The sequence below is a fragment of the Streptomyces sp. NPDC001135 genome (genome assembly GCF_053598395.1).
The window spans coordinates 1-24,005 of the sequence record NZ_JBSFKD010000056.1 but is presented as its reverse complement, the minus strand read 5'-3'; the positions used below and the strand labels follow the sequence as shown (position 1 = coordinate 24,005).

At 73.4% G+C, this 24,005-nt stretch carries 20 protein-coding genes; 4 read left to right on the top strand and 16 right to left on the bottom strand.

The annotated features are described in order from the left end of the window. Positions 1–14 precede the first annotated feature (14 nt). From ACWC94_RS40365 to ACWC94_RS40355, 3 genes are all read left to right on the top strand, one after another. Positions 15–1,448 (top strand): cytochrome P450, encoded by a 1,434-nt coding sequence (locus ACWC94_RS40365; RefSeq protein ID WP_450802532.1) that lies wholly within the window; start codon positions 15–17, stop codon positions 1,446–1,448. Continuing rightward, on the top strand, positions 1,423–2,439 hold the full coding sequence (locus ACWC94_RS40360; protein ID WP_450802531.1) for a (-)-alpha-amorphene synthase: 1,017 nt from the start codon (positions 1,423–1,425) through the stop codon (positions 2,437–2,439). Before ACWC94_RS40365 ends, ACWC94_RS40360 begins: the two co-directional genes overlap by 26 nt. Positions 2,440–2,638: 199 nt before the next feature. Continuing rightward, positions 2,639–5,548, top strand: coding sequence for an ATP-binding protein (locus tag ACWC94_RS40355; RefSeq protein ID WP_450802530.1), 2,910 nt, complete (start codon positions 2,639–2,641; stop codon positions 5,546–5,548). Positions 5,549–5,580: 32 nt separating this feature from the next. On the opposite strand, the gene ACWC94_RS40350 is transcribed toward ACWC94_RS40355, so the two are convergent. From ACWC94_RS40350 to ACWC94_RS40310, 9 genes are all read right to left on the bottom strand, one after another. After that, positions 5,581–7,131 (bottom strand): acyl-CoA synthetase, encoded by a 1,551-nt coding sequence (locus ACWC94_RS40350; protein WP_450802528.1) that lies wholly within the window; start codon positions 7,129–7,131, stop codon positions 5,581–5,583. After that, positions 7,128–8,240, bottom strand: a complete 1,113-nt coding sequence (locus tag ACWC94_RS40345) for a nitronate monooxygenase (RefSeq protein ID WP_450802527.1) — start codon at positions 8,238–8,240, stop codon at positions 7,128–7,130. Before ACWC94_RS40345 ends, ACWC94_RS40350 begins: the two co-directional genes overlap by 4 nt. Positions 8,241–8,317: 77 nt before the next feature. After that, positions 8,318–9,883, bottom strand: a complete 1,566-nt coding sequence (locus ACWC94_RS40340) for a phytoene desaturase family protein (protein ID WP_450802526.1) — start codon at positions 9,881–9,883, stop codon at positions 8,318–8,320. 133 nt (positions 9,884–10,016) lie between these two features. Next, complete coding sequence (locus ACWC94_RS40335) at positions 10,017–10,298, bottom strand: hypothetical protein (RefSeq protein WP_450802524.1); 282 nt, start codon at positions 10,296–10,298, stop codon at positions 10,017–10,019. A 9-nt stretch (positions 10,299–10,307) separates the two neighbouring features. Further along, entirely contained in the window at positions 10,308–11,645 is a 1,338-nt protein-coding gene (locus ACWC94_RS40330) for a S8 family serine peptidase (protein WP_450802554.1), read from the bottom strand. Positions 11,646–11,893: 248 nt separating this feature from the next. Further along, a complete protein-coding gene (locus ACWC94_RS40325) occupies positions 11,894–14,083 on the bottom strand; it encodes a protein kinase domain-containing protein (protein WP_450802523.1) in 2,190 nt (729 codons plus the stop codon). A gap of 119 nt (positions 14,084–14,202) precedes the next feature. Continuing rightward, positions 14,203–15,066: an oxygenase MpaB family protein gene (locus ACWC94_RS40320; protein ID WP_450802522.1), complete on the bottom strand. Its 864-nt coding sequence runs from the start codon at positions 15,064–15,066 to the stop codon at positions 14,203–14,205. A gap of 9 nt (positions 15,067–15,075) precedes the next feature. Next, positions 15,076–16,254, bottom strand: coding sequence for an acyl-CoA dehydrogenase family protein (locus tag ACWC94_RS40315; protein ID WP_450802521.1), 1,179 nt, complete (start codon positions 16,252–16,254; stop codon positions 15,076–15,078). A 117-nt stretch (positions 16,255–16,371) separates the two neighbouring features. Further along, positions 16,372–16,743, bottom strand: coding sequence for a ferredoxin (locus ACWC94_RS40310; RefSeq protein ID WP_450802520.1), 372 nt, complete (start codon positions 16,741–16,743; stop codon positions 16,372–16,374). A gap of 188 nt (positions 16,744–16,931) precedes the next feature. Here ACWC94_RS40310 and ACWC94_RS40305 point away from each other — a divergent pair, with 188 nt between their 5' ends. Beyond that, entirely contained in the window at positions 16,932–17,297 is a 366-nt protein-coding gene (locus ACWC94_RS40305) for a DUF6479 family protein (RefSeq protein ID WP_450802518.1), read from the top strand. Between the two features lie 65 nt (positions 17,298–17,362). Here the strand turns inward: ACWC94_RS40305 and ACWC94_RS40300 are convergent, their stop codons facing one another. The 7 genes from ACWC94_RS40300 to ACWC94_RS40270 all read right to left on the bottom strand — a co-directional run. After that, positions 17,363–17,818, bottom strand: coding sequence for an RpiB/LacA/LacB family sugar-phosphate isomerase (locus ACWC94_RS40300; RefSeq protein WP_450802516.1), 456 nt, complete (start codon positions 17,816–17,818; stop codon positions 17,363–17,365). A gap of 228 nt (positions 17,819–18,046) precedes the next feature. Further along, a complete protein-coding gene (locus tag ACWC94_RS40295) occupies positions 18,047–19,582 on the bottom strand; it encodes an ANTAR domain-containing protein (protein ID WP_450802514.1) in 1,536 nt (511 codons plus the stop codon). Between the two features lie 122 nt (positions 19,583–19,704). Then, positions 19,705–20,169: an STAS domain-containing protein gene (locus ACWC94_RS40290; RefSeq protein ID WP_450802513.1), complete on the bottom strand. Its 465-nt coding sequence runs from the start codon at positions 20,167–20,169 to the stop codon at positions 19,705–19,707. 127 nt (positions 20,170–20,296) lie between these two features. After that, a complete protein-coding gene (locus tag ACWC94_RS40285) occupies positions 20,297–21,205 on the bottom strand; it encodes a glycosyltransferase family 2 protein (RefSeq protein WP_450802511.1) in 909 nt (302 codons plus the stop codon). Continuing rightward, complete coding sequence (locus tag ACWC94_RS40280; RefSeq protein WP_450802510.1) at positions 21,202–22,143, bottom strand: glycosyltransferase family 2 protein; 942 nt, start codon at positions 22,141–22,143, stop codon at positions 21,202–21,204. The genes ACWC94_RS40285 and ACWC94_RS40280 overlap by 4 nt, the downstream gene beginning before the upstream one ends. After that, positions 22,133–23,131 carry a glycosyltransferase family 9 protein gene (locus tag ACWC94_RS40275; RefSeq protein ID WP_450802509.1) on the bottom strand — a complete coding sequence of 333 codons (999 nt, stop codon included), beginning with the start codon at positions 23,129–23,131 and terminating at the stop codon, positions 22,133–22,135. Before ACWC94_RS40275 ends, ACWC94_RS40280 begins: the two co-directional genes overlap by 11 nt. A 274-nt stretch (positions 23,132–23,405) precedes the next feature. Then, positions 23,406–24,005 (bottom strand): adenylyltransferase/cytidyltransferase family protein (locus tag ACWC94_RS40270; protein ID WP_450802507.1); only part of this gene is annotated, 600 nt, incomplete at its 5' end.

The window sequence follows — 24,005 nt, the reverse complement described above, 5'->3', positions numbered from 1 at the left end:
TGCAGGAGGTATCCATGAGCCGTGCCGTGCCTGAACAGAAACGACCGTGGAGGACTGGTACTGCTCCCGGCATATTCCCGCTCTTCGGCCACGGTATCGCCTTCTACCGCCGACCGCTGGCGTTTCTGAATTCTTTGCCCGCGCGCGGGGATCTGGTCGAGATACGACTGGGCCCCCAGCGAGCCTGGATGGTGTGCCACCCGGAACTGACCCACGAGGTGCTCATGGATCCGCACACCTTCGACAAGGGAGGGCCGCTGTACGACCGGCTCGGAAAGCTGATGGGCGACGGTCTCGTCACCTGCCGCCAGCCGACGCACCGCGACAAGCGGGCGCTGCTGCAACCCGGCTTCCGTGCCTCCCACGTCGCCCGCTACACGGACCTCGTCACCGAGGAGGCCGAGGCGGTCTGCCACGGGTGGCAAACGGGCCGGACGGTCCCCGTCAGCGAGGCGATGATGACCCTCACGACCCGCGTGATCAGCCGGGTCCTCCTCTCCGACTCGCTGGACGACACGACGACCGCCGAGGTGCGGGACTGTCTCACCGACGTCGTCCGTGGCCTGTTCGTCCGCACGGTCGTACCGGTCGACGCCCTGTTCCGCCTGCCCACACCCGCCAACCGCCGGTATCGGCGCGCGCTGTCACGCCTGCACGCGATCATCGACACGGTGATCGCGGAGCGTCGCCGGGGCCCCGACCGCGACGACGTACTGGGAAGCCTGCTGGCAGCCGCGCGCGGCGGCGGCGAGGCGGCGGCGATCACCGGCCAGGAGGTCCACGACCACCTGATCACACTGCTGCTCACGGGCGTCGAGACCCAGGCCCTCTCCCTGGCCGCCGCCTTCAGCCTGCTGGCCCGCCATCCGGAGGCGGAGCGCCGCCTGCACGCCGAACTCGACTCCGTCCTCGCCGCAGGCCGGCGGCCCGGCCCCGACGATCTGCCGCACCTCGTCTACACCCGGTGCGTCGTCTCCGAGACACTGCGCCACTCGGCGCCCGGCTGGCTCTTCACCCGTGTCGCCACCAGGGAGACGGAACTCGCCGGGTGCCCTCTGCCCGAGGGAGCCACCGTCCTGTACAGCCCCTACCTACTGCACCACGATCCCTCGTCGTTCCCCGACCCCGAGCGTTTCGACCCCGACCGCTGGCTGCCGGGGAACCCCACCGCCGAACAGCGCCGCGCGATGATGCCGTTCTCCGCGGGCAACCGCAAGTGCCTCGCCGACGAGTTCGCGATGGTGGAGGCCACCCTGGCGCTCGCGACCATCGCCGGCCGCCGGCGCCTGCGCCATCTGCCGGGGTACGTCGACCGGAAACCGCGCCCCGGGATCACGATGGGACCGCGGTCCCTGGTCATGACCTGCGAACCCCGTTCACAAGCAGCACCCGCCCCCCGCGCATCGGATTCCCGGACGGCAGGTGACCCCCTTGTCGACAACGCATGAGGACATCACGGTCTGCGTACCGGACCGGACCCGGGTCCTCACTCTCAAGGACCTGATCGACACCCACCTCCACATGCCCTTCCCGTTCCTGCGCAACCCCCATGAACGCGAGGCCGCGGCCGGCGTCGACGCGTGGCTGAGGGTATGGGGGCTGACCGACGAGCCAGGCGTGGCACTGATGATCGCTCGAACTCGCCCCGCCGAGCTCGCGTCCTACAACAGCCCCACCATGGATGCGGGCCTGCTCCAGATCATGGCCAATCAGATCGCCTACCAGTTCGTCTTCGACGACCTCGCGGAGGACATCGGCCGGCACTCTCCGGGCCGGCTGCTGCCGATGCTGGGTGAGAGCGTCGCGATCCTGCGGGACGGCCGGCCGCCCAGCACCCCCCTCGGAGCAGCCCTGACCGATCTCCACCGACAGGTCCGTGAGCGGTGCACTCCCGCGCAGGCCGCGCGGTGGGCGTGGAAGAGCCGTGAATACGTCCACGGCTTGTTGTACGAGTCGGTGGCGCAGGCCCAGCCCTACCTGCTGCGGACCAGGGAGTGCACCTCCATTCGGTCGCTGACCGCCGGCGTCGAGCCGTTCTACCCGCTGTGCGAGGCCGCCCAGCCACAGGAACTGTCCCCCGCCGAGCTCCACCACCCCGCCGTACAGCGGTTGAGCCGGCTGTCGGCCGACGCGGCGGTGTGGATACCCGACCTGTACTCCGCGGTGAAGGAACAGCGTGCCGGAGGAATGATCAATCTGGCCCTGGCGCACCAGCGTGAACACGGATGCTCCCTGCAAGCCGCCGTCATCCTGGCCATCGAGCAGATCAACGGCACGATCGAGGAGTTCCAGAAGCTCTACGCGGAGATCAAGCCGGAACTGAGCCCCGCGGGCGTCGGCTATGTGGAAGGCATGATCGGCTGGATCCGCGGATGCTACCACTGGGCGCGCGGTGTGCCGCGCTACGCGGATGTGGTTTCGGTGCCCGCTGTGTCGTAGGCGCACCTGACACGCTCCTGCGACATCGCCGTCCTGAGGCGGCCATTCATGCCCCGATACCCGAGGGGCGGACATTATCCCTTCTACAGTTCATCATTCACCCGATAGTGCTCAGTCCGGCCTGCCCGTACCTCTGCGAGGCGTACGCTCGGCCCACCACAGCCCCCTCCGGGCCGAACGACAGAAGGCGGTACGGCACATGGTCATGGAGCCGCGGCACCCGATCACGGAGCAACAGACTTTGATCGAGCGCCGACGGGAACTTCAGGCCCTCGACGCCGCGTTCCAGGAACTGCGGCGCACGAGGGACGGTGTGCCTCGCGCGAGGCGCAGGGGACTGCTCGCCTTCACGGGGTCGGCCGGACTGGGCAAGACCGCACTCATCACGGAAGCGCGCGCCAGGGCCGCGGCGTACGGGATCACGGTGCTGTCGGGCAGGGGAGGGGAGACGGAACAACGGTCGGCGTTCCGCGTGGTACGCCAGTTGATGCAGCCCCCGCTGGCCACCATGGACGAGGCGGAACTCCGCGCCTTCCTGGGAAGTTGGTACGACACCGTCGCCGCCGTGCTCGGTCTCGAGGCGAAGACAGCCGCCCCCGCGCCGGATCCGACCGGGGTCCGCGAAGGCCTGGACTGGGTCATGACGCGCCTCACGGTGAAGAAGGCACCCGTCGCCCTGCTCCTGGACGACCTGCACTGGGCGGACCCCGAGTCCCTGAAGTGGCTCGCCTCCTTCGCGCCACGGGTCGATGACCTCCCCTTGTCGATCGTGGTCGCCTACCGGCCCGACGAGCTCCCTCCGGAAGCCGGCGAACTCCGCACGCTCGTGGGACACCACGGTGAGCGGCCCCATGACCTGGCCCTGCTGACCCCCGACGGCGTGGCGCGGATCGTCAGGAATGAGGTCGGGGAGGCAGCCCAGGACCAGTTCTGCAAGGAATGCTGGTCGGCCACCGGCGGGAGTCCCTTCGAAACGGTGGAGCTCGCCATCGGCCTCGCCGAGCGCAAACGCAGCGGCACCGAGGACGACCTGCCCGTGATGCGTGAGCTGGCCACGGCGATCAAAGGTCCGGGACTGATCGAGCGTCTGCACCAACTCGACACCGCGACCATCCGCTTCGCGCACACGGCCGCCGTCCTGGGCTCGCCGTTCTCACCGCGGCTCGCCGCGACCATCGCGGTGCTCGGTGACGAGGCGGCGGCCGAGGCGATCCAGAGGCTGCGCGCGGCCCGGATCCTGGCCGACGGCCACGGGCCCGAGGGTGAGCTCGACTTCGTTCACTCGCTGATCGCCACGACGATCTACCGGTCCATCGGCAAGGGCTTCCGGGCCGGTCTGCACAACGCCGCCGCGGAGGCCCTGCTGGCGGCGGGGTACGGCCCGACCGCCGCCGCCCGGCATCTGCTGGAGGTCCCGTGCGAGGGCAATCGTGAGGCGGTGGCCTGCTTCCGTGAGGCCGCCCGCGAGTACCTTCGCGCCGGGGCGACCGAGGCCGCCCAGCGTCTGCTGACCCGCGCGCTGCAGGAGCCGCCCCTCCCCGAGGACCGCGCCGCGGTCCTTCACGAACTCGCGTGCTCCACGTTCCTGATCGAGCCCACGGCCACGGTGCGGCATCTGCGCCAGGCGCTCGCGGAGCGCGACGTCGACCCCGATCTGCGCGCCTCCATCGTCTTCCGGCTGACGCAGGCTCTGGCCCACACCGATCAGATGGCGGAGGCCGAGACGGTGGCCACCGAGGAGGCGAAGCGGGCCACGAACCCCCGCGTGAAACTGCGCATGCAGGCGGACCAGTTCGTCTGGGGCATGTTCCGTGCCGACGACCTCGACTCCCCCGCCCGCTCGCGGACATTGGCGCGTCTGGCCGAGCAGTTGCCCGGTCGCAGCCTCGAGGAGCGCTGCATCCTGGGGCTGCGGGCCTGGGATGCCGTCATGCGCGGCGAACCGCGGCAGAACACCCTCGCCTATGCCGAGAGGGCCCTGGACGGCGGCATGAGCTGGACCGACGAGAACCGGGGCTTCGAGGTACCCGTCTCGGTCGCGCTGGTCTTCATGTACGGCGACCAGCCCCGGCGGGCCGAGGAGCTGTTCAGCAAGGGGATCGCCGAATGCGTGGCCAAGGGCTGGCGCGGCTCCCATCTGGCCCTGGGCCAGACCCTCGCCGGCTACATCCGCTACCAGCGCGGCTCCCTGGCCGAAGCCGAGAACCTCGTACGGGAAGGTCTGTGCATCGCCGACAAGGTGGAAGGGGCCGTACCCGCACAGTGGTTCGCCATCGGCATCCTGATCCAGACCCTGCTGGCCCGTGGGCGCGTCAACGAGGCACGCGCGCTCGCCGACGAACACCACTTCGGTGAGATGACCCCGAACGCCGTCATCTATCCCGACCCGCGCACGGTGTACGCGGAACTGCTCCTGGCGGAGGGACGGCACGCGGAGGCGGCGGCGCTGCTGCCGGCGGTCGGGGACTGGCTGGACGGACGGGCGTGGCGCAACCCGGCCTGGTGCCCGTGGCAGCTGCGGCTCGCGAGCGCGCTCGCCCCCACCGCCCCGGACGCGGCGATCGGCCACGCCCAGGACGCCGTCCGTCGCGCCCGGGACTTCGGCGCCGCCTCCATCGTCGGCCAGGCCCTGCACACCCTCGCCGAGGTGACCGGCGGGCCGGCGGCACTCGATCTGTACGCGCAGGCCGTCGACCACCTGGAGCAGTCGCCCGCCGCCTACGAACTCGCCCGCGCCCAGATCGGTCACGGTGCCGCGCTGTCCCGCAACGGGCGGCTGCAGGAAGCCGCCGACCGGCTCTACCAGGGCCTGGAGGGCGCCGTCCACTGCGGAGCCGACGGACTCGCCGCCCGGGCCAGGGCGGAACTCTCGGCGGCCGGTCTGCGCCCGCTGCCGTTGCGCTACGTCCAGGCGGACACCCTGACCACCCAGGAACGCCGTACCGCCGAACTGACCGCCCAGGGGCACCCGGTCGCGGTGATCGCCAAGGAACTGCGCCTGACCGAGCAGGGCGTGCGGCAGTTGCTGTCCAGCGTCTACCGCAAGATCGGCACCGACGCCGCCGGTCTCGCCGGGTTCCTGGCGAGCTGTCCTCGCCACCGCCCTTGAGGCTGTGCGTCCCGGCTGCGCGCGGGGCGCGGTCACACCGGCCGCGTACGGCCCTCCCAGTACGGATCGCGCAACCGCCGCTTGTACAGCTTGCCGTTGGGGTCGCGGGGCATCTCGGCGATGAAGTCGACGCTCCTGGGCCGCTTGTAGCCGGCGAGCCGCTCGGCGCAGTGGCCGAGGAGGGACGCGGCCAGGTCAGGGCCGGGGTCGTGTCCGGGGGCCGGTTCGACCACGGCCTTGACCTCCTCGCCCCAGTCGTCGTGCGGGATGCCGAAGGCGGCGGCGTCGGCGACGGCGGGATGGGAGAGGAGCACGGACTCGATCTCGGCCGGGTAGATGTTGACCCCGCCGGAGATGATCATGTCGATCTTGCGGTCGCGCAGGAAGAGGTAGCCGTCCTCGTCCAGGTAGCCGAGGTCGCCGACGGTGAAGAAGTCGCCGATGCGGTTCTTGCGGGTCTTGGTCTCGTCCTTGTGGTAAGAGAAGCCGCCGGTGCTCATCTTCATGTAGACGGTGCCCAGTCGGCCGGGCGGGAGCCGGTTGCCGTCGTCGTCGAAGACCGCGAGTTCGCTGATGGGCCAGGCCCTGCCGACGGTGCCGGGTTTCTTCAGCCAGTCCTCGGCGGTGGCGAAGGCGCCGCCGCCCTCGCTGGCCGCGTAGTACTCCTCCACACAGTGTCCCCACCAGTCGATCATGGCCCTCTTGACGTGGTCGGGGCAGGGGGCGGCGCCATGGATGGCGTGCCGCATGGACGAGACGTCGTAGCGGGCCTTCACCTCGTCCGGGAGAGCCAGCAGGCGGTGGAACTGGGTGGGCACCATATGGGTGTGGGTGCAGCGGTGGGTGTCGATGCGGCGGAGCATCTCCTCGGGTGTCCACTTGTCCATCAGCACCAGACGGTGGCCGATGTGCAGGGACGCCCCGGCGAACTGCAGGACCGCCGTGTGGTACAGCGGCGAGCAGACCAGGTGGACGTTGTCGTCGAACGGCTTGATGCCGAAAATCCCGAGGAAGCCCCCCAGGTAGGCCTGCTCGGGCGGCTTGCCGGGCAGCGGGCGGCGGATGCCGCGCGGGCGTCCCGTCGTACCGGACGTGTAGTTCATGACCCAGCCGAGTTCGCGGCCGGAGGGGGCCGACTGCGGCTGTCCGGCGAGGAGTTCGGTGTACGGCCGGAAGCCGTCGACCGCGCCGACGCCGTACCGGTGCGTGGCCGGGAGCCCGGCCTCGTCGGCGGCCCGGCGCGCCGCGTCGGCGAACCGCTCGTGGGCGAGGAGCACCTTGGCGCCGGAGTCGGCGACGATCCAGGCGATCTCCGGGCCGACGAGGTGGTGGTTGACCGGGACCAGGTAGAGGCCTGCCTGGGTTGCGGCCAGGTAGGCGGTGAGGAACTCGACGCCGTTGGGCAGGACGACGGCGAAGGCGTCGCCGCGCTCCAGGCCGGCCGCGCGCAGCCCGTGGACGAGCCGGTTGGCGGCGGAGTGCAGACGTCCGGCGGTCCACTCCTCGCCGTCGGGGGCGACCAGGACGGTGCGGTCGGGGTGCTGGGCGGCCTGGGCCCAGAAACCGGCGGGGGGTGTGCTCACGACTGGCCGCTCCTTCCGGCGATGCGGTTGATGCGGTCCACGGCCTCCTCGAAGCCGCGGGTGAGGTCGTCGACGACGGCCTGGACGCTGCGTTCGCTGCTCATCCGGCCGACGATCTGGCCGACCGGGGTGCCGAGCAGCGGTTCGACCTCGTACTTCTGGATGCGGGAGACCGCCTCGGCGACCAGCAGGCCCTGCAGCGGCATGGGCAGGGTGCCGGGTCCGGCCGGGTCGTCCCAGGCGTCGGTCCACTCGGTACGGAGCTGCCGTGCGGGCTTGCCCGTCAGGGCACGGGAGCGGACGGTGTCGCCGGAACCGGCGGCCAGGAGCTTGCGGGTCAGGGCGGCCGAGTGCAGGTCCGCCTCTGTGGTGGTCAGCCATATGGAGCCCAGCCACACCCCTTGGGCACCGAGTGTGAGGGCGGCGGCCACCTGCTGTCCGCTGCCGATGCCTCCCGCGGCGAGCACGGGCAGGGGGGCGACGGCCTCCACGACCTCGGGAGTGAGCACCATGGTGGCGATCTCGCCGGTGTGGCCGCCGGCCTCGTAGCCCTGGGCGACGACGATGTCGATGCCCGCCTCCTGGTGCTTGCGCGCGTGCCGGGCGCTGCCCGCGAGCGCGGCCACGAGGACGTCCCGGTCGTGGGCGCGGGCGACGACGTCGGCGGGCGGGGAGCCGAGGGCGTTGGCGAGGAGCCGGATCGGGTAGTCGAAGGCGACGTCGAGCTGGGTGCGGGCGACCTGCTCCATCCAGCCCGTGATGCGCCACCCGGACGCCTCGCCGCCGGCCAGCTCCGGGACGCCGTACGTGGCGAGGGTCTCGCGCACGAACTGCCGGTGGCCCTCGGGGATCATGGCCTCGACGTCCGCCTCGGTCACGCCCTCGACCTTCTTCGCGGGCATGACGACGTCCAGCCCGTAGGGCCGGCCGCCGGTGTGCGCGTCGAGCCAGTCGAGGTCGCGTTTGAGGTCGTCGGGGGCGGTGTAGCGGACCGCGCCGAGCACCCCGAAGCCGCCGGCCCGGCTGAGGGCCGCGGCGACGGCGGGGAACGGCGTGAAGCCGAAGACGGCGTGCTCGACTCCCAGTTTCCTGCTCAGCTCCGTCTGCATGGGCGCAGGATGCCGCAGAGGACCGCAGGACGGAAGGGCTTTCTGACGTCCCGTCAGATTCCTTTGGCGGTCGGGCGTTACGCGGTGGCCTCCAGCACCGCCATCGCCGCGTTGTGTCCCGGTACGCCGCTCACCCCTCCCCCGCGGACCGCGCCCGCGCCGCACAGCAGGACGTTCCGGTGCCGGGTCTCCACTCCCCAACGGCCTGTGTCCTGCTGGGCGTAGGGCCAGGACAGGGCGCGGTGGAAGATGTTGCCGCCGGGCAGCCGCAGGTCCCGTTCGAGGTCGAGCGGGGTCTTCGCCTCGAGGCAGGGGCGGCCGTCGGCGTCGGTGGCCAGGCAGTCGGCGAGGGGTTCGGCGAGGTGGGCGTCGAGCTGGGCGAGGGTGGACTTCAGCAGTTCCTCGCGTACGGCGTCGTTGTCCCGGTCGAAGAGGCGCGCGGGGGTGTGCAGGCCGAACAGGGTGAGGGTCTGGTAGCCGCGCGCGGCGAGCTCGGGGCCGAGGATGGTGGGGTCGGTCAGGGAGTGGCAGTAGATCTCCGAGGGCGGGACGGCGGGGAGTTCACCGGCGGCGGCCTGGGCGTGGGCGGTGGCCAGCTGCCGGTAGCCCTCGGCGATGTGGAAGGTACCGGCGAAGGCCTCCCGCGGGTCGACGGCCGGGTCACGCAGCTCGGGCAGCCGGGTGAGCAGCATGTTGACCTTGAGCTGGGCGCCCTCGGCGGGTTCGGGCGCCGGGTCGCCGGTGAGTGTGGCCAGGTCCTGTGGGGAGGCGTTCACCAGGACGTGCCGGGCGGCGGCGACGCCCTCACCGTCGGCCGTGCGGTAGGTGACCTCGGCGGTGTGTCCGTCGGTGGCGATCCGGACCGCCTCGTGACCGGTCGCGATGACCGCGCCCGCCGAGCGGGCCGCGGCGGCCAGGGCGTCGGTGAGGGCGCCCATGCCGCCGACGGGCACGTCCCAGGCGCCGGTGCCGCCGCCGATGACGTGGTAGAGGAAGCAGCGGTTCTGGGCGAGGGAGGGGTCGTGGGCGTCCGCGAAGGTGCCGATGAGGGCGTCGGTGAGGACGACTCCGCGCACGAGGTCGTCCGTGAAGTTCTCCTCGACGGCGACGCCGATCGGCTCTTCGAACAGGGTCCGCCAGGCGGTCTCGTCGTCGACGCGGCGGCACAGCTCCTCGCGGGTGGGCAGGGGGTCGGTGAGGGTCGGGAAGACGCGCTCGGCGACGCGCGTGGTCATGCCGTAGAAGCGCTGCCATGCCGTGTACTCGCGGTCGCCGCCGGTCAGCCGCGCGAAGGCCTCCCTGGTGCGCGGTTCGCCGCCGCCGACGAGGAGTCCGGTGGGCCGGCCGTCGCGCTCCGCCGGGGTGTAGGAGGAGATGGTGCGGGAGCGGACGCGGAAGTCCAGGGCGAGGTCGCGCACGATCTTCTGCGGCAACAGGCTGACCAGGTACGAGTAGCGCGACAACCGGGCGTCGACACCGGCGAAGGGGCGGGTGGAGACGGCGGCGCCGCCGGTGTGGTCGAGCCGTTCCAGCACCAGCACCGAACGGCCGGCGCGGGCCAGGTAGGCGGCGGCGACCAGACCGTTGTGGCCGCCGCCGACGATGACGGCGTCGTACGCGCGGGTTCCCTCGTTGGCAGACATGGTTCTTGGTAACACGGGATGATCCCGGTCGGCGAGAGCGCGTTGCGGTCCTCCTCGTCGCCGCTCGGTGGCCCGCTCGCCCCGCGCCGGGGTCCGGTCCCGGTCCCGGCCGGACCGGGCCCCGGCGCGCCGGTCATCGTTCGCGGTCACCCGGCCGGGGCCCCGACCGCGGCGGCCCGTAGGGCTCGATGGGCGGATCGGCGAAGGGGCCCGACACCCCCGTGCTGCCCGTGAGGCGCGTCGCCGCCTCCTCGCTGACCAGCAGGGCGTACAGGTCCTGGGCCGGGTCCACGGAGACGAGTCCGTACGTCTCGTCGACCTGGTCGGGGGTGAGCCCGTACCGGCGCAGGGCGTCCTGCAGTGTCGCCCCGGCGGGCAGGGTCACCGTCACGAGGACGGTCGGGCCGTGGGTCATGGCCCCTCCTCAGCGATGGCGGCCGTTCTTCCTGCGGCGGCGCACCGCCTCGACGATGGCGGCCGTGTCAATCGTGCCGTACCCGAAGTCGAAGTCGAAACCGGCCATTCCGAGGTCGTCCGCCGTACGGCGCAGCAGAGTGCGCATCTCGGCCGGGGACAGCTCGGAGACGGGCAGCTGGGAGCGCACCGCGGCCACCACACCGGACGCGACGGGACAGGACGCGGAGGTCCCGGAGTCGGGCTCGTTCTCCCCGAACGCCTTCGATCCCGCGAAGTGGGTGTACGTGCAGACGTCCGGCTTGCGCCGGCTGAGCCGCCCGGGTCCCTGGGAGGAGTAGCCCACGCGGGCGCCGCGGAGGTCGACGCCGCCGATGGACAGCACGCCGGGGTGCGAGTTGGCGCCGTTGATGGGCCGCTCGGGCCAGGCGCAGCGGACGTCGGGACAGTCCCGTCCACAGTTGCCGGCCGCGAAGAGGATGTCCGCGCCCGCCTGCTCCAGGGCGCTGACGGACAGGTTGAAGGGGTGCGCGGGGTTGTCGGAGTAGTTGCCCGGGTGGCCCGGCGGGAAGTCGCCGCGGGGGTCGAAGGAGCCCCAGCTGTTGTTGACCACGAGCGCACGCCGGTCCTGCGGCATCGCGTCCAGGACGGTCCGCAGGTGGGCGAAGGCCGCGACGGCGTCCGAGAGCAGGGCGAGCAGGGGCTTCGGGCGCAGGATGGGGAGGTCCAGGAGCGTCGCCTTGGGGGCGGTGATCCTGGTGTCGAAGGCGCACATCGTGCCGTGGTCGACCGGGAACTGGCCGAATGTCCCGGTGACGTCGGCGGGCTTCCAGCTGCGGGTCTCGTCCACGGTCACCGGCTCCCCGAGGACCTGGGACGCGTGGGCGACGTTGATGCCCTTGTCGAGGATGGCGAGGGCGACGCCTTCGCCGTCCATGCCTTCCGCCTTCAGGTGGTCGGTCAGCTTGTTGCGGATGTCGTGCCAGTCCCCGACCGGGCCCTCACCGGGGCAGGTCGGCAGCGTCTCGATGACCGGGTCGGAGGAGATGCCGACGATGTCCGGGCGGGCCATGGCCAGCATCGCGTAGCGGCTGGCCACGTCGTAGTCCTGGATCGCGCCGCGTACGAGGACACCGGCGTGCTCCGGTGCCATGGAGAAGGTGACGGACTCCAGCGAGAAGGGGTCCGTGCCGGGGGCCGCGGGCTGCGGCCGGGGCACCGGTACCGGCTCGAAGTCCGGGTCGAGCGCGACTCCGGGGATCTCTCCGGCGACATCGGCGGCGGTGGTGGTCACGCTCGGGTCGATGACGGCTGCGACGACGTCGGGCTGGGGGCGCATGTGGATCATGACACGCACGGTTGACTCCTGAAGCTGTGCGGGCGGCAGCGGCGCCGATGCGTGGATCCGGCGCGGGCGCGGCCTCTGTGGGGGTGGGATCCCACCGGTGGCCGAATGGCCGGTCACCGGGGCTCGCTCCACCGGGGACTGGCCTCACCCTCTCAGGGCGGGGACGGTCGTCGGCACCGCCAAACAGGCGAAATACCAGCGGCACATGCCAAAGGCAGTTTCGTGTCGACGGCCGGGACGCTCGGTCGTCACCGCCCGCCCAAGGGCCGCTGCCGGCTCAGTACGGCGACCCTCCGGTACAGCTCCACCGCTTCGACACCGCGGCCGAGGCGTTCCAGGCAGTGCGCCTCGTCGTTGCGGCCGGCGAGGGTGTCGGGATGGTCCGGGCCGAGGATCTGCTCGCGGATCGCGGTGATCCGCCGGTGCTCCGTGAGGGCCTCCGCCCAGCGGCCCAGCCAGCCCAGGGCCACCGCGACCTCACGGCGGCTGACCAGCGTGTCGGGGTGTGCGGGCCCCAGGGTCTGTTCGCGGAGCAGGCACACGTCCCGGGCCTCGGTCAGGGCGTCCTCCCAGCACCCGAGCCGGCCGAGGTTGACCCCGAGGCCGTGCCGGGCGCGGAGGGTCTCGGGGTGGGTGGGGCCCTGGACGCGGGTGCGGTCCCCGACCAGCTCGCGGTACACGTGCAGGGCGTCCGCGCTGCGGCCGAGGCGGCCGAGGCTGAGGGCGGTCTCGTAGCGGGCGGCGAGGGTGTCGGGGTGGTCGTCGCCGAGGACGCGTGCTCTGGCCTCGGCGACCTCGCGGTAGATGTGCAGAGCCTCCTGCCAGCGGCCCGACTGGCCCTCGGCATAGGCGACTTCGCAGCGCGAGACCAGGGTGTCGGGGTGGTCGGGACCGAGCACCCGAGCCCGGGCGGCGGCCACCTCCAGGGCCGTACGGCAGGCGTCGTCGAGGCGGCCGAGCCGGCCCAGGGTGCAGGCGAGGTTGTGGCGGCAGCGCAGGGTGTCGGGGTGGTCGGGGCCCATGACGCGCACCCGGGCGGCCAGCACCTCCGCGTACACCTGGTGGGCCTCGAAGTGGCGCCCCAGCCGTCCCAGCGCATAGGCCGTCTCCTGACGGGCGGCGAGGGTGTCGGGATGGTCGGTGCCGAGGACACGCGCTCTGGCCTTTGCGAGGTCCGTGTAGGCGGCCAGCGCTTCCGCGACCCGGCCGGCGCTCAGGAGGGCGAAGGCAGCTTCGTAGCGGCCGGCCAGGGTCTCGGGGTGATCGGGGCCGAGGAGCGCGCCGCGCTCCGCGGGGAGTGCGGCGCGCTCCTCGGGAGGTGCCGGTACGGGACGTGGGGCGTCCGCGGGTCCGTTGTGGCCGGGCGCGCCCGCACGGCGGTACTCGCCCGTCGGATCCAGCCCCGCGCCCCCTCGGGGCGCCGCGGGCCACCGGTCCGACAGGGCCACCCCCGGGTCCGGGGGCAGTGCGCCGGGCCCGGGCCCCAGCGCCTTGTGTCCGGTGGTCATGCCTCGGGTCCACGGCGGAAGGCGGAGTTCACGCCGGGCATCCGCGGGCGCGGGCGCCACGGCCGTACGGGCGGCGGCCGTTGTCCGTCCGTCCCGGATCCGGCCGAGCAACTCGCCTGCGCCGCACGGCCGTTCCTCGGGCCGTTTGGCCAGCAGGTCGAGGATGATCCGCTCCAGGTGGCCCGGCAGCTCCGGGCGCTGTTCGCGTGGGGGGCGGGGCGGGGTGTCGCGGTGGCCGACGAGGATCGCCCAGGCGTCCTCCAGGTCGAACGGCGGTGCGCCGGTGGCGATTTCGTACAGCACGCAGCCCAGCGAGTACAGGTCGCTGCGCTGGTCGACCTCATCGCCGGCGATCTGCTCCGGGGACATGTAGTGCGGGGTGCCCAGGGCGACGCCGGTGCCGGTGAGCCGGGCGGTGAAGCCGATGTCGTGGCCGAGGCGGGCGATGCCGAAGTCGCAGATCTTCACGGTGCCGTCGGCCAGCCGCACGATGTTGGCGGGCTTCAAGTCCCGGTGGACGACTCCGTGCTGGTGGGTGTAGGCGAGGGCGGCGGCGACCTGCGCGGCGATGTCCGCCACGTCGTCCACGGGCAGCGGATGGCCTTTGTTGTCCTCCAGCAGCCGGCTCAGGTCGCGGCCCTCCAGCAGTTCCATCACCAGGTACGGGACCCCGTCGGACTCGCCGAAGTCGTGGACGACGGTCACCCCGCGGTGCGAGAGGGCGGCGGCCACCCGGGCCTCGCGGCGGAACCGTTCCCGCAGGGCGCGGGTGAGGGACGGGTCATGACACGGGCCGAGCGGCTTGAGGCACTTCACGGCGACCTGCCGGCCGAGGGACTCGTCCCGGGCCCGCCACACCTCGCCCATCCCGCCCCGCCCGATCAGGTCGAGCAGCTGGTACCGGCCCTGAACCAGCCTGTTCTCCCCCATAGCGATCCGCCGCCCCCGTCGCCGCCCGCCCCGCTGCCGGTGAGCCGCGGCACACCGCACCCGGCCGTACCGGACCGGCCCGCTCCGCGCCACACCCCCTGCTCATCCAGTATGGCGGCCTATCGTCCGACTTTGTACGGTGCCGGACGCGCCTGCGGGCCGAGCCTCGCCATGGCCCGCAGGATGTGTTTGGGCGGCAGTTGCCAGCGCACACGTGCGGGAACGCGGCGCAGCAGCGCGCCCGTGGCCCGCAGCCGGCGGGTGACGACGGCGGGTGCGGGGGCCGGTCTGCCGTACAGCTCGTGGGCGTACGGCGGCAGAGTGGCGTACGCCAACTGCGCCACGCGCCGCCACAGCACCTCGCGCGCCGGGACGAGGAGGGGGTGCGTCGGCGGGCGGAGCAGGAAGTCGTCCACTGCCCGGGCTTCGCGCCCCGCCGCCAACTGGGGCCGCACCACCCCGAAGTACGCGGCGAGTTCGGCCCGGCTCGCCGGGACGGTCGCCGGGTCCAGGCCCACCAGGCGTGCGCTGACCCGGTGTTCGGCCACGTACCGGTCGGCCTGGGCGTCGGTGAGCGGGAAGCCGGAGCGGCGCAGCACGTGCAGATAGGAGTCGATCTCCGCGCAGTGCACCCACAGCAGCAGCCCGGGCTCGTCGACGCCGTAGCGCTCGCCGGTGTCCGGGTCGGTGGCCGTCAGCATGCGGTGGATCCTCCGCACGCGCGCGCCGGCCCGCTCGGCGGCCTCGGTGGTGCCGTACGTCGTGGTACCGACGAAGTCGGCGGTGCGCATCAGCCGGCCCCAGGCGTCGCGCCGGCCACTCTTTTGACGGTCAAGGGCAGTGGAGTTCTGCATGACGCCGCGGACCGCGCGCGGGTGCAGGGCCTGGAGGTAGAGCGCGCGGATGCCGGCGACCCACATCATGGGGTCGCCGTGCATCTGCCAGGTCACGGAGTTCGGCGTGAACAGCCCGGGATCACCCATGCCCGCAGGCTAGCGCCGTACCCTCGGCATCCCCAGACCGATCCACGAGATGATCTCGCGCTGGATCTCGTTGTTGCCGCCGCCGAAGGTGAAGATGACCGCCGAGCGGTAGCCGCGCTCCAGCTCGCCGTGCAGGACGGCACCCGCCGAGCCCTCCTTCAGCGGCCCGGCGGCTGCGACGATCTCCATGAGCCAGGCGTAGGCGTCGCGGCGGGCCTCGGAGCCGTAGACCTTGACGGCGGAGGCGTCCTGGGGGGTGAGCGTGCCGTCCTGGACGGCCGTGACCATCTGCCAGTTCAGGAGCTTGAGCGCGTCGAGCCGGGTGTGGGTGCGGGCGAGCAGCCGGCGCACCCAGCCCAGGTCCACCACGCGGCGGCCGTCGGCGAGCTTGGTCTCCGTCGCCCAGCGCTGGACGTCGTGCAGGGCACGGACGGCCATGGTGCCGTGCGCGGCGAGCGTGACGCGTTCGTGGTTGAGCTGGTTGGTGATCAGCCGCCAGCCCTGGTTCTCCTCGCCGACGCGACGCGAGACCGGGACGCGGACGTTCTCGTAGTAGCTCGCGGTGGTGTCGTGGGAGGCGAGCGTGGTGATGAGCGTGCAGGAGTAGCCGGGGTCGGTGGTCGGCACCAGCAGCATGGTGATGCCCTTGTGCGGCGGGGCGGCGGGATCGGTGCGCACGGCGAGCCACACCCAGTCCGCGGTGTCGCCGTTCGTCGTCCAGATCTTCTGCCCGTTGACGACATACGTGTCGCCGTCGCGTACGGCCCTGGTCTTCAGGGAGGCGAGGTCGGTGCCGGCGTCCGGTTCGCTGTAGCCGATGGCGAAGTCGATCTCCCCGGACAGGATGCGCGGCAGGAAGTACGCCTTCTGCTCCTCGGTGCCGAACCGCATGAGCGTCGGGCCGACCGTGTTGAGCGCCATCAGCGGCAGCGGTACGCCGGCCTGCGCGGCCTCGTCGAAGAAGATGAACTGTTCCATCGCCGTCATGCCGCGCCCGCCGTACTCCTTCGGCCAGCCGACGCCGAGCCAGCCGTCGGTGCCGAGCCGGCGGACGGTGTCGCGGTAGAACCGCTTCTGCGCGGCCGGGTCGGCGTACCGGGCGTAGGCGTTGTCCGGGACCAGGTCCGCGAAGTAGGCGCGCAGTTCGGCGCGCAGTCGCTGCTGCTCGGGCGTGTGGTCGAGATGCACGGCGCCTCCAGGGTCCCCCAGGGTGGTCCTGACGGCGCACACCGTAGAACGTGTTTCAGAAATAGGGAATGAGACGGCCCGGGGAAATCCCCGCCCTCCCGGCTTTCGGCGGGAAGGTCACACGAGGCTCTGCAGAAACTCCGAGCAGGCGTCGGCGCAGGCCCTGCAGGTGGCCGCGGCCGACTCGGCGCCGGACTGGCCGTCGAAGGCGCGGGCGCACTCCAGACAGGTGGAGCGGCACCACTCGAGCCGGACCCGGATCTCGTCCTCGTCCTGCCGGCTCTCCTCGCACAGGACACGGCACGTGGAGTCGCACACCTCGGCGCACATGATGCCCAGCCTGCGCACCCGCTCCTGGCGCTCGGTGCCGTCCGGGTCGACCAGGCTCGCGCGCACCGCACAGGCCCTGGCGCACTCGGTGCACGCCTGCGCACAGGCGAAGCGGTCTTCCAGGAACCGGTACAGCTGCTGCGAAGTGGGCGATGTCACATGGTGCGGGTAGCCGGGGCACAGGACGGCAAACCACCGTACGGGCGGAGCCAACGCCCGTGCCGGCGCGCAGGTGGCGGCACGGGGGCGCCGGGTTGCCGTGCGCCGCGTCCCGGGATCGCGGTACGTGCGCCGCCGTCACCTATTGTGTCCGGTTCGTCCTGATCTGGGTGGGGTATGCCTGTCCTATGAACACCGCATCGATGCAGCTGGCCGCGGCGAGCGGCCTGATGAGCCTCGTCCTGTTCATCGTGGCCATGGGCGTCCTGGCACTGCTCGCCGGCGGCTTCTGGATGAACTCACGCATCAAGTACCGCGAGTCTCCCCGGCCGCGGCCCGAGGAACAGCCCAAGCTGCCGCCGGACGGACCGGTGCGCGAACTACGGGAGAACAGAGAGTCCCAGGAGGTTCCCCAGACCCCCAAGGGCGGCCGCCCCCTCACCCCGTACGAGCTGAGCAACATGGACTCCAAGCCGAGCGCGTCGAAGGACCGGCCGCGCTGGAGCCGGGGTTCCAGCGGCTCGTTCGGCGGCGGCGGACTGGGAGCCCACTGAATCCCGACCCGCACACGGGATCGGGATGACGGCAGGACCGGCCCGCGCAGGCGTGCCGTACGCCTCTAGGAATCCTTCCGGGCGGCGTCCAGGCGGCCGACGCGGGCCACGTTCTGCCGGTCCTCGGGGTCCTGGCTGGGTTCCGCCGCGAACCAGGCGTCGAGGATCTCCTTCAGCAGCGGCTCGGAGGTCAGGCGCAGGCTCAGCGCGAGGACGTTGGCGTCGTTCCAGCGGCGGGCGCCGTCCGAGGTGACGGCGTCCGTGCACAGTGCCGCGCGTACGCCGGGCACCTTGTTGGCCGCGATGGACGCGCCCGTGCCGGTCCAGCAGCACACCACCGCCTGATCGGCGGCGCCCTCGGCGACGTCCCGGGCGGCCGCCTCCGAGCAGACCGCCCACTGCGCGTCGGCGCCCGGCCGCAGCGCTCCGTACGCCCGTGTCTCGTGCCCCCGGCGCTGCAACTCGGCGACCAGGAGACGGGCCACGGGTTCGTCCATGTCGGAGGAGACGGAGATCCGCATACCGGTGAGCTTAGCGCCTGTAACACGCCGCGGGCCGGGGCGCGGAGGCTCCTGGAGGCGGGGCCGGTGGGGGGCCAGGTGCCGGGAGGAGGGGGTGGTTGACGGTCGGTGGTCGCACGGCCGAACACCTGCAGGGGCGCGACCCGGGCGGACGGACCCCGGCGGGCGCCGTTCAAGGGCGCCCGGCCGGGGTCGGGGCGGGGAAGCGAAAGGACGTCAGGGGCCGGGTCAGGGGTGGTCGGGGCGTTGGGACGGGGGTACGCCGCCCCCCTTGCCGCCGCCCTTCTCGCCCTTGTCCGAGCCGTGCGGGCGGGCGCTCCGGTCGCCCGTCTGGCGGGCCTTCAGCTTGCCGCTGTCCTGCGGGGTGGCGCCTCCCTTGTCACTGCGCCGCTGTTCGGGCTGCTGCGGATTGGACATGCGCCGGACTCCCTCCGGATGGTGCGGGATGCGTGCATGCTCCGGGTTCCCAGGGCGGCGCGGGTCACCCGCGCCGCCCTCGACGGGTGCGGCGGGCGAGGGGGCGGAACCGCTCGCCGCCCGGTGGAGGTGTTCGAGCGCGTCGAGGAGCACCGAGCGGTGGTACCAGCTCAGCCAGGCCCCCGTGTCGCAGGCCAGCAGGCCGAGGGCTTCGGTCTGGGCGGCGGTCGGCCGGTGCCCGGCGTCGGGCCAGTGCAGGGTGATCACGCCGGTGCAGGAACCGGCCGAGGACAGCACGGGCACGCTCTGCAGGGCGCCGGTACCCGTGGCCAGCAGGACACGCCGGAACTCGTCGCAGAGCAGCACGTCGGCGGCCACGTCGGGCACGCTCACCCGGCGTCCGCGCAGCCGTGCCACCGCGTCGGCCGTACCCTCGTCCCGGCCGCGCACGAGGTGGTCGACGAACGTGTCCGGGCAGCCGTGGTGAGTCTCCAGCACCAGCGTGTTCGCGGCGGGGTCGACGAAGCGCACGTACCCGGCCGGCGCCCGTCCGATGGCCAGCGCCTCGTGCAGCACGGCGTCGATCATCTGCCGGCGGTAGCGGGGGTCCCGGCCGTCGCGGGCCAGGATCCGCAGCTGCGGCACCGGCAGGGAGCACCGGCCCGGGAACCACGTCCCGCCGTCCGGGGGCCGGGCCACCACGACCGCGGAGACGAGGACGCGCAGCGGCACGTTGAACCGCTGCGAGGCCTCGCGCAGCAGCCGGAAGGCGCTGCCCGAGTCGGGCAGGCCGTAGCGGACCATGAGCACGCCCTGCGCCATGCCGATGACCGGCGCGGTGCGCACCCGGGCGCGCAGTGCGCGCACCTCCTTGCGCAGATCCTCGTAGCTGGGCCGCAGCGGGTCCGCCATCTGCGACCGCCAGGCGGGCAGGTCCTCGACGCGGGAGGCGGCGCGGGCGAGCTCCCGCAGCGCCTCGTCGAGGGTGGCGTAGAGCCGGACGCCGTTCAGGCGGGCCAGGTGCACCGCCTCGCGCACTCCGGGCCGCGCGCGGACGATGATCAGGTCCGGGCGTCCGGTGCGTGAGCGGGTCGTCTCGCTGAGCGTGTGCAGCACGGCGGCGCCGCCGAGCTGCACATGGGCCATGTCGAGGACGGGCCGCAGGCCCGCACGGTCCGCCTTCTCGAGGTGGGCGCGCAGCTCCGCCGACCAGGCCTCGGCTCCCTCGGCGTCGAGGCTGCCCGACATGCGCAGCAGCAGCGCTCCCTCGGCGGGCAGGCCCTCCACCACGGACGACTCGACGACGAGCGGGGCCGGGGCGGAGAGCGGGTCGGAAGAGGATTTCATGGCATCACCGGGATCAGACGTCGCAGAAGACTCGAAAGACCTCTTCCTGACCACTGTGCACGGTAGGTGTCCGACCCGCTATCGCGCCATCCACCGCGCCGGAGGCGTGCCGGCCGGTGCACTCAGCACGTGGTGCCACCGGGCCGCCGGCTCGCGCGTCGTGCGGCCTCCAGCGGTTCCTGCAGGGAGTTCAGGGCGGACGCCATCGTGGCGTGGGCCCGCACGCCCGGCAGCCCCGCCCCGCGCAGCGCCTCCCGTACGTGCGGCCGGGGCTGTACGACGGGCAGGGCGCGGCCGGAGAAGGCGAGAACGCCGGTCGCCCGGTCGACGGCGCGCACCGCGGCGGCGCAGGCGAGGTACAGCTCGGTCATGTCCAGCACGGGGTGTTCGCCGGCTCTGTCGGCCTGGGCGATGTGCTCGGCGAGCGCCTCGGAGAACTCCCCGGCGTTGGAGGCGTCGACCGTGCCCCGGGCCTTCAGGACGCTGACCGCGCCGAGCTCGGGGCGGTGCTCGTGCACGGTCTGCAGGAGCAGCGGGGCCGGGCCGCCGGGGCGGATCCGGACACGGGGGCGCTGACCGTCATCCATGGGGATCGGGCTTCCTCGGTGGGGAAGGATCAGGATCAGCCAGCCGCGTCTTGACCGGGGAGTTCACTGTGCCTGCGTCCCGCGCCCCGCGCAACGACTCGGGCCGGGCGTGTCGCGCCGTGTGCGGTCAGCCGACATACCGCCGTGCGGGTGAATTCCGGCGGGCCCGCTCCAGCGCCGCGATCCGGCGTTCCAGGTCCGGGGGTACGGGGTCGCGCTGGCGCAGCACCCATGGCAGTCCGGCGGTGGCGCGGGCGAAGGCGCGCGCGGAGGCGGCGTCGCGGGGCACGGTCCGCAACAGGTGTCCGGTGCGGCGCAGCGCCGGTAGCAGCGGGCGGCGCAGCCAGGTGAACCACAGGGTGTTGCGCAGGCCGAGGACGCGGCGGGCCGTGCTGTCGCGAAGCCGGGAGGCGTGGTGGTGGACGGTGAGGTCCTCGGCGTAGGCGAGCCACCAGCCCTGCCGCAGCAGGTCGCAGGCGAGCAGTTCCTCCTCGCCGCCGAGCCACAGGCCGGGGTGGAAGCCGCCGCCCGCGCGGAAGGCCTCGGTTCGCAGCACGGTGGCGGCGGCGAGGAAGGAGCCGAGGGCGGGGCCCGGAAGCCAGTCGGGTCCGGGCAGCGGGGACTCGCGCAGTTCGCGTACGACGGGGTCCTCGGTGCCGTCGGGTTCCACGACGATCCGCGCGGTGACGGCCGCGAGCAGGGGCCGGGCGTCGAGCAGGTCGGCGGCGCGGCGCAGACTGCCGGGCTCCCACCAGGTGTCGTCGTCGCAGAAGGCGACGTAGGGCGTGCGTACCTGCCGGACGGCGAGGTTGCGGCCGACGGCCCCCAGGTTGCGGTCCGGCCGCAGGAGCGTCACCTGGGGGAAGTCGCGGGCGACCGCTTCGGCGGTGCCGTCGGTCGAGGCGTTGTCGGTGACGATCACGTGGGGGCGTTCGGGCAGCCGGTGCAGCAGGGCGAGGGTGTGCAGCAGTTCCTCGCGGCGGTTGTGGGTGATCACGACGACGGTCGTACGGTCGTCGGCGGCGGTCCGGGTCATCGCGCGGGGTCTTCCTGCGGGCGTACGGCCGCCTGCCGGTCGAGCAGGCGGGCGGCGTGTTCGACGTGCGGGGGCAGGGTGCGGCGGCGGGCCAGGGCGGCCGGGAAGCGTACGAGGGTCTCCTTCAGGGCGCGGCGCGCACCGGGGCGGCCGGCCGCGGCGGCCACGGCGAGGTGGGTGCCGGCCCGCAGGGCCACGGGCCAGGGGCGGCGCAGGCAGGTGGTCAGCACGTGGTTGCGGCGGACGAGGAAGGGGCGGCCGGTGCGGCCGTGGTCCTCGGGGAGGTGGCGGGCGCGCAGCGTGGGTTCGTAGGCGACGCCCCAGCCCCCGGCGGCCAGGTCGTAGGCGAGCAGGGTCTCCTCGCCGCCGAAGAAGAGCAGCGGGTGGAAGCCGCCGGCGTCGAGGAAGGCCTCCCGGCGCACCACACAGGCGCAGCCGAGGAAGCCGAGCACCGGGCGGCCGGGCAGGTCGGGTTCGAGGGGCAGGGGCGAGGCGGCGAGGACGGCGTTGAGGGGGTCGTCGGCTGCCTCTTCGCCGACCAGGGTGCGGGCGGCGAGCAGACCGAGCCGGGGGTGGTGGTCGAGGAGGTCGGCGGCGCGGCGCAGGCTGCCCGGCTCCCACCAGGAGTCGTCGTCGCTGAAGGCGACGTAGGGGGTGCGGGCGTGCCGGACGGCCAGGTTGCGGCCGAGGGCACCGGTGTTGGTCGCGGGCCGCAGCAGGCGGGTGAGGGCCGGGTGGTCGCGCACGGCCCTGCGGGTGGTGTCGTCACGGGAGTTGTCGACGACGATGACGGACGGCCGCTCGGGCAGCTCGGCCAGCGCGTCGAGCGTACGCAGCAGGCTGGCGGTCCGGTCGCGGGTGATGACGGCGACGGTGATCCGCGGGTCCCGTGCGGCGGCCGGCGGGCGGGTGAGGCCGGGGGCGGGCTCAGTGGACATGCGCGACCTCCGGTCCGGGCCGCCGGGAGCCGCTGCCGGTCTGGTCCAGCAGCGTCAGACAGGCCGCGGCGGCCTCGCCGGAGCGGATGCGCAGCAGGCGGGCGTCGGGGGTGCGGCCGTGCGGGTCGCCGGGCGGGCCTGGCTTCCACAGGGCCAGGTGGGCCGGGCTCGGCGGCGGGCCCCACAGATGGGGGGACACGGGGCCGAAGAGGGTGACGGAGCGGGTGCCGTGGGCGACCGCGAGATGCGCCAGGCCGGTGTCTCCGCTGAGCACCAGGGACGCCTCGGCGACCAGCGCGGACAGTTCCGCGTACGGCAGGCCGCCGGCGAGCACGTCGTGGGCCCGCTGCCCGCTGCGCTCGGCCACCGAACGCACGAGGGCGTCCTCGCCGGGCCCGCCGGTGACCACGACGTGGTGTCCGGCCGCGCGCAGGCACCGTACGACGGCGGCGAACCGCTCCCCCGGCCAGCGGCGGGAGCCGGAGGCCGCGCCGGGGTGGACGACCACCGCGCCCGGCGCCGGTGACGGCGTCCGGGGCCGGGGCAGACGCAGGTCCAGGGGGTCGGCCGGGATGCCGTAGGCGTGCAGGAAGGCGCACCAGCGGTCCCGTTCGTGGCGGTGGGCCTGCCAGGGCGGGCCGTCCGGGCCGGCGTGGGCGAGCAGCCTGCGCGGGTGTACGGCCGCGAGGGCGTCGCGGCTCTCGGGGCCGTTGCCGTGCAGGTCGATCGCCACGTCGGGCGGCCCGCCGGTCCAGTGTACGAGGGAGGGCACCGCACGCTCGGGGGCCTCGGCGGCGAACACGGCGTCGATCGCCCCGGTGGCAAGCGCCGGTTCGGCGAGGCCGGCCGGCAGGGCGAGGACGATGCGGTGGCCGGGGAACGCCCGCCGGATGCCGCGCAGCGCGGGCACACCGGCCAGCAGATCACCGAGCCCCAGCGCGCGCAGCACCAGGACGGCCGGGGGGTGGGACGAGGTCGTGCGGGTCACCGGGTGCCTCCTCCGAAAGGTGCGGCTGCCCTGGGGTGACGGCGGGCGGGCGGCGCGTCGCGTGCGGTGGACGCGTACCGGATGGCGGAGCGGGCCGGGCGGGGGCCCGCGACCGCACCGTTGCCGTGCGCCGGACGCCGGGTGCCGGCCCCCTGCCGGCCGGGCACCGCCCAGGGCCCGCCCACCGGTGTACGGCCCACGCCCGGCGCCGCCGCTCCGGGACGACCGGGCAGGGCGGTGTGCCGGGGTGTGCGGCGTGCCGGGTGTTCGGAGGTCACCTGTGGGGCCCTCCGGTGGGGGCCGGGGCCTGGGCCGCGCGGTGGGCCAGGGCGGTGGTGGAGCGGCCGTCCAGGTAGGGCAGCAGCAGGACCTGGCCGTCCCAGCTCTCCACCAGGGGCTGTTCGGGCAGCTCGGTGCGGGCGTAGTCGCCGCCCTTGGCCCAGATGTGCGGGCGGAGTTCGCCGAGGATGCGTTCGGGTGTGTCCTCGTCGAAGACGGCGACCGCGTCGACGCACTCCAGGGCCCGTAGCACCCGGACCCGGTCGGGGGCCGGGACCAGGGGGCGGCCGGTGCCCTTGCGGCGGCGTACCGAGGCGTCGGAGTTGACGCAGACGATCAGGCAGTCACCGGCCCGGCGGGCTGCCTGGAGGAGGGCGACGTGCCCGGCGTGCAGCAGGTCGAAGCAGCCGCCCGCGGCGACGACGGTGCCGCCCGCGGCCCGGACCCGGGCGGCCGTGCGCACGGCGTCCGCCGTGGTGTCCCCGGAGCCGGGGGCCGCCTCCGGGGGGAGATCGTGCGCGGCGAGGCCGCCGGCACGGGCCGTACGGACGTGATCTCGACGGGTCTGCGCTACCCGAAGCCCGAGAGCGACGAC

Excerpts from the sequence above, each read along its gene's own strand:
- ACWC94_RS40365 (WP_450802532.1), top strand. The coding sequence starts at position 15 with ATGAGCCGTGCCGTGCCTGAACAGAAACGACCGTGGAGGACTGGTACT.
- ACWC94_RS40355 (WP_450802530.1), top strand. The coding sequence starts at position 2,639 with ATGGTCATGGAGCCGCGGCACCCGATCACGGAGCAACAGACTTTGATC.
- ACWC94_RS40345 (WP_450802527.1), bottom strand. The coding sequence starts at position 8,240 with ATGCAGACGGAGCTGAGCAGGAAACTGGGAGTCGAGCACGCCGTCTTC.
- ACWC94_RS40340 (WP_450802526.1), bottom strand. The coding sequence starts at position 9,883 with ATGTCTGCCAACGAGGGAACCCGCGCGTACGACGCCGTCATCGTCGGC.
- ACWC94_RS40335 (WP_450802524.1), bottom strand. The coding sequence starts at position 10,298 with ATGACCCACGGCCCGACCGTCCTCGTGACGGTGACCCTGCCCGCCGGG.
- ACWC94_RS40330 (WP_450802554.1), bottom strand. The coding sequence starts at position 11,645 with ATGATCCACATGCGCCCCCAGCCCGACGTCGTCGCAGCCGTCATCGAC.
- ACWC94_RS40325 (WP_450802523.1), bottom strand. The coding sequence starts at position 14,083 with ATGGGGGAGAACAGGCTGGTTCAGGGCCGGTACCAGCTGCTCGACCTG.
- ACWC94_RS40320 (WP_450802522.1), bottom strand. The coding sequence starts at position 15,066 with ATGGGTGATCCCGGGCTGTTCACGCCGAACTCCGTGACCTGGCAGATG.
- ACWC94_RS40305 (WP_450802518.1), top strand. The coding sequence starts at position 16,932 with ATGAACACCGCATCGATGCAGCTGGCCGCGGCGAGCGGCCTGATGAGC.
- ACWC94_RS40300 (WP_450802516.1), bottom strand. The coding sequence starts at position 17,818 with ATGCGGATCTCCGTCTCCTCCGACATGGACGAACCCGTGGCCCGTCTC.
- ACWC94_RS40295 (WP_450802514.1), bottom strand. The coding sequence starts at position 19,582 with ATGAAATCCTCTTCCGACCCGCTCTCCGCCCCGGCCCCGCTCGTCGTC.
- ACWC94_RS40290 (WP_450802513.1), bottom strand. The coding sequence starts at position 20,169 with ATGGATGACGGTCAGCGCCCCCGTGTCCGGATCCGCCCCGGCGGCCCG.
- ACWC94_RS40285 (WP_450802511.1), bottom strand. The coding sequence starts at position 21,205 with ATGACCCGGACCGCCGCCGACGACCGTACGACCGTCGTCGTGATCACC.
- ACWC94_RS40280 (WP_450802510.1), bottom strand. The coding sequence starts at position 22,143 with ATGTCCACTGAGCCCGCCCCCGGCCTCACCCGCCCGCCGGCCGCCGCA.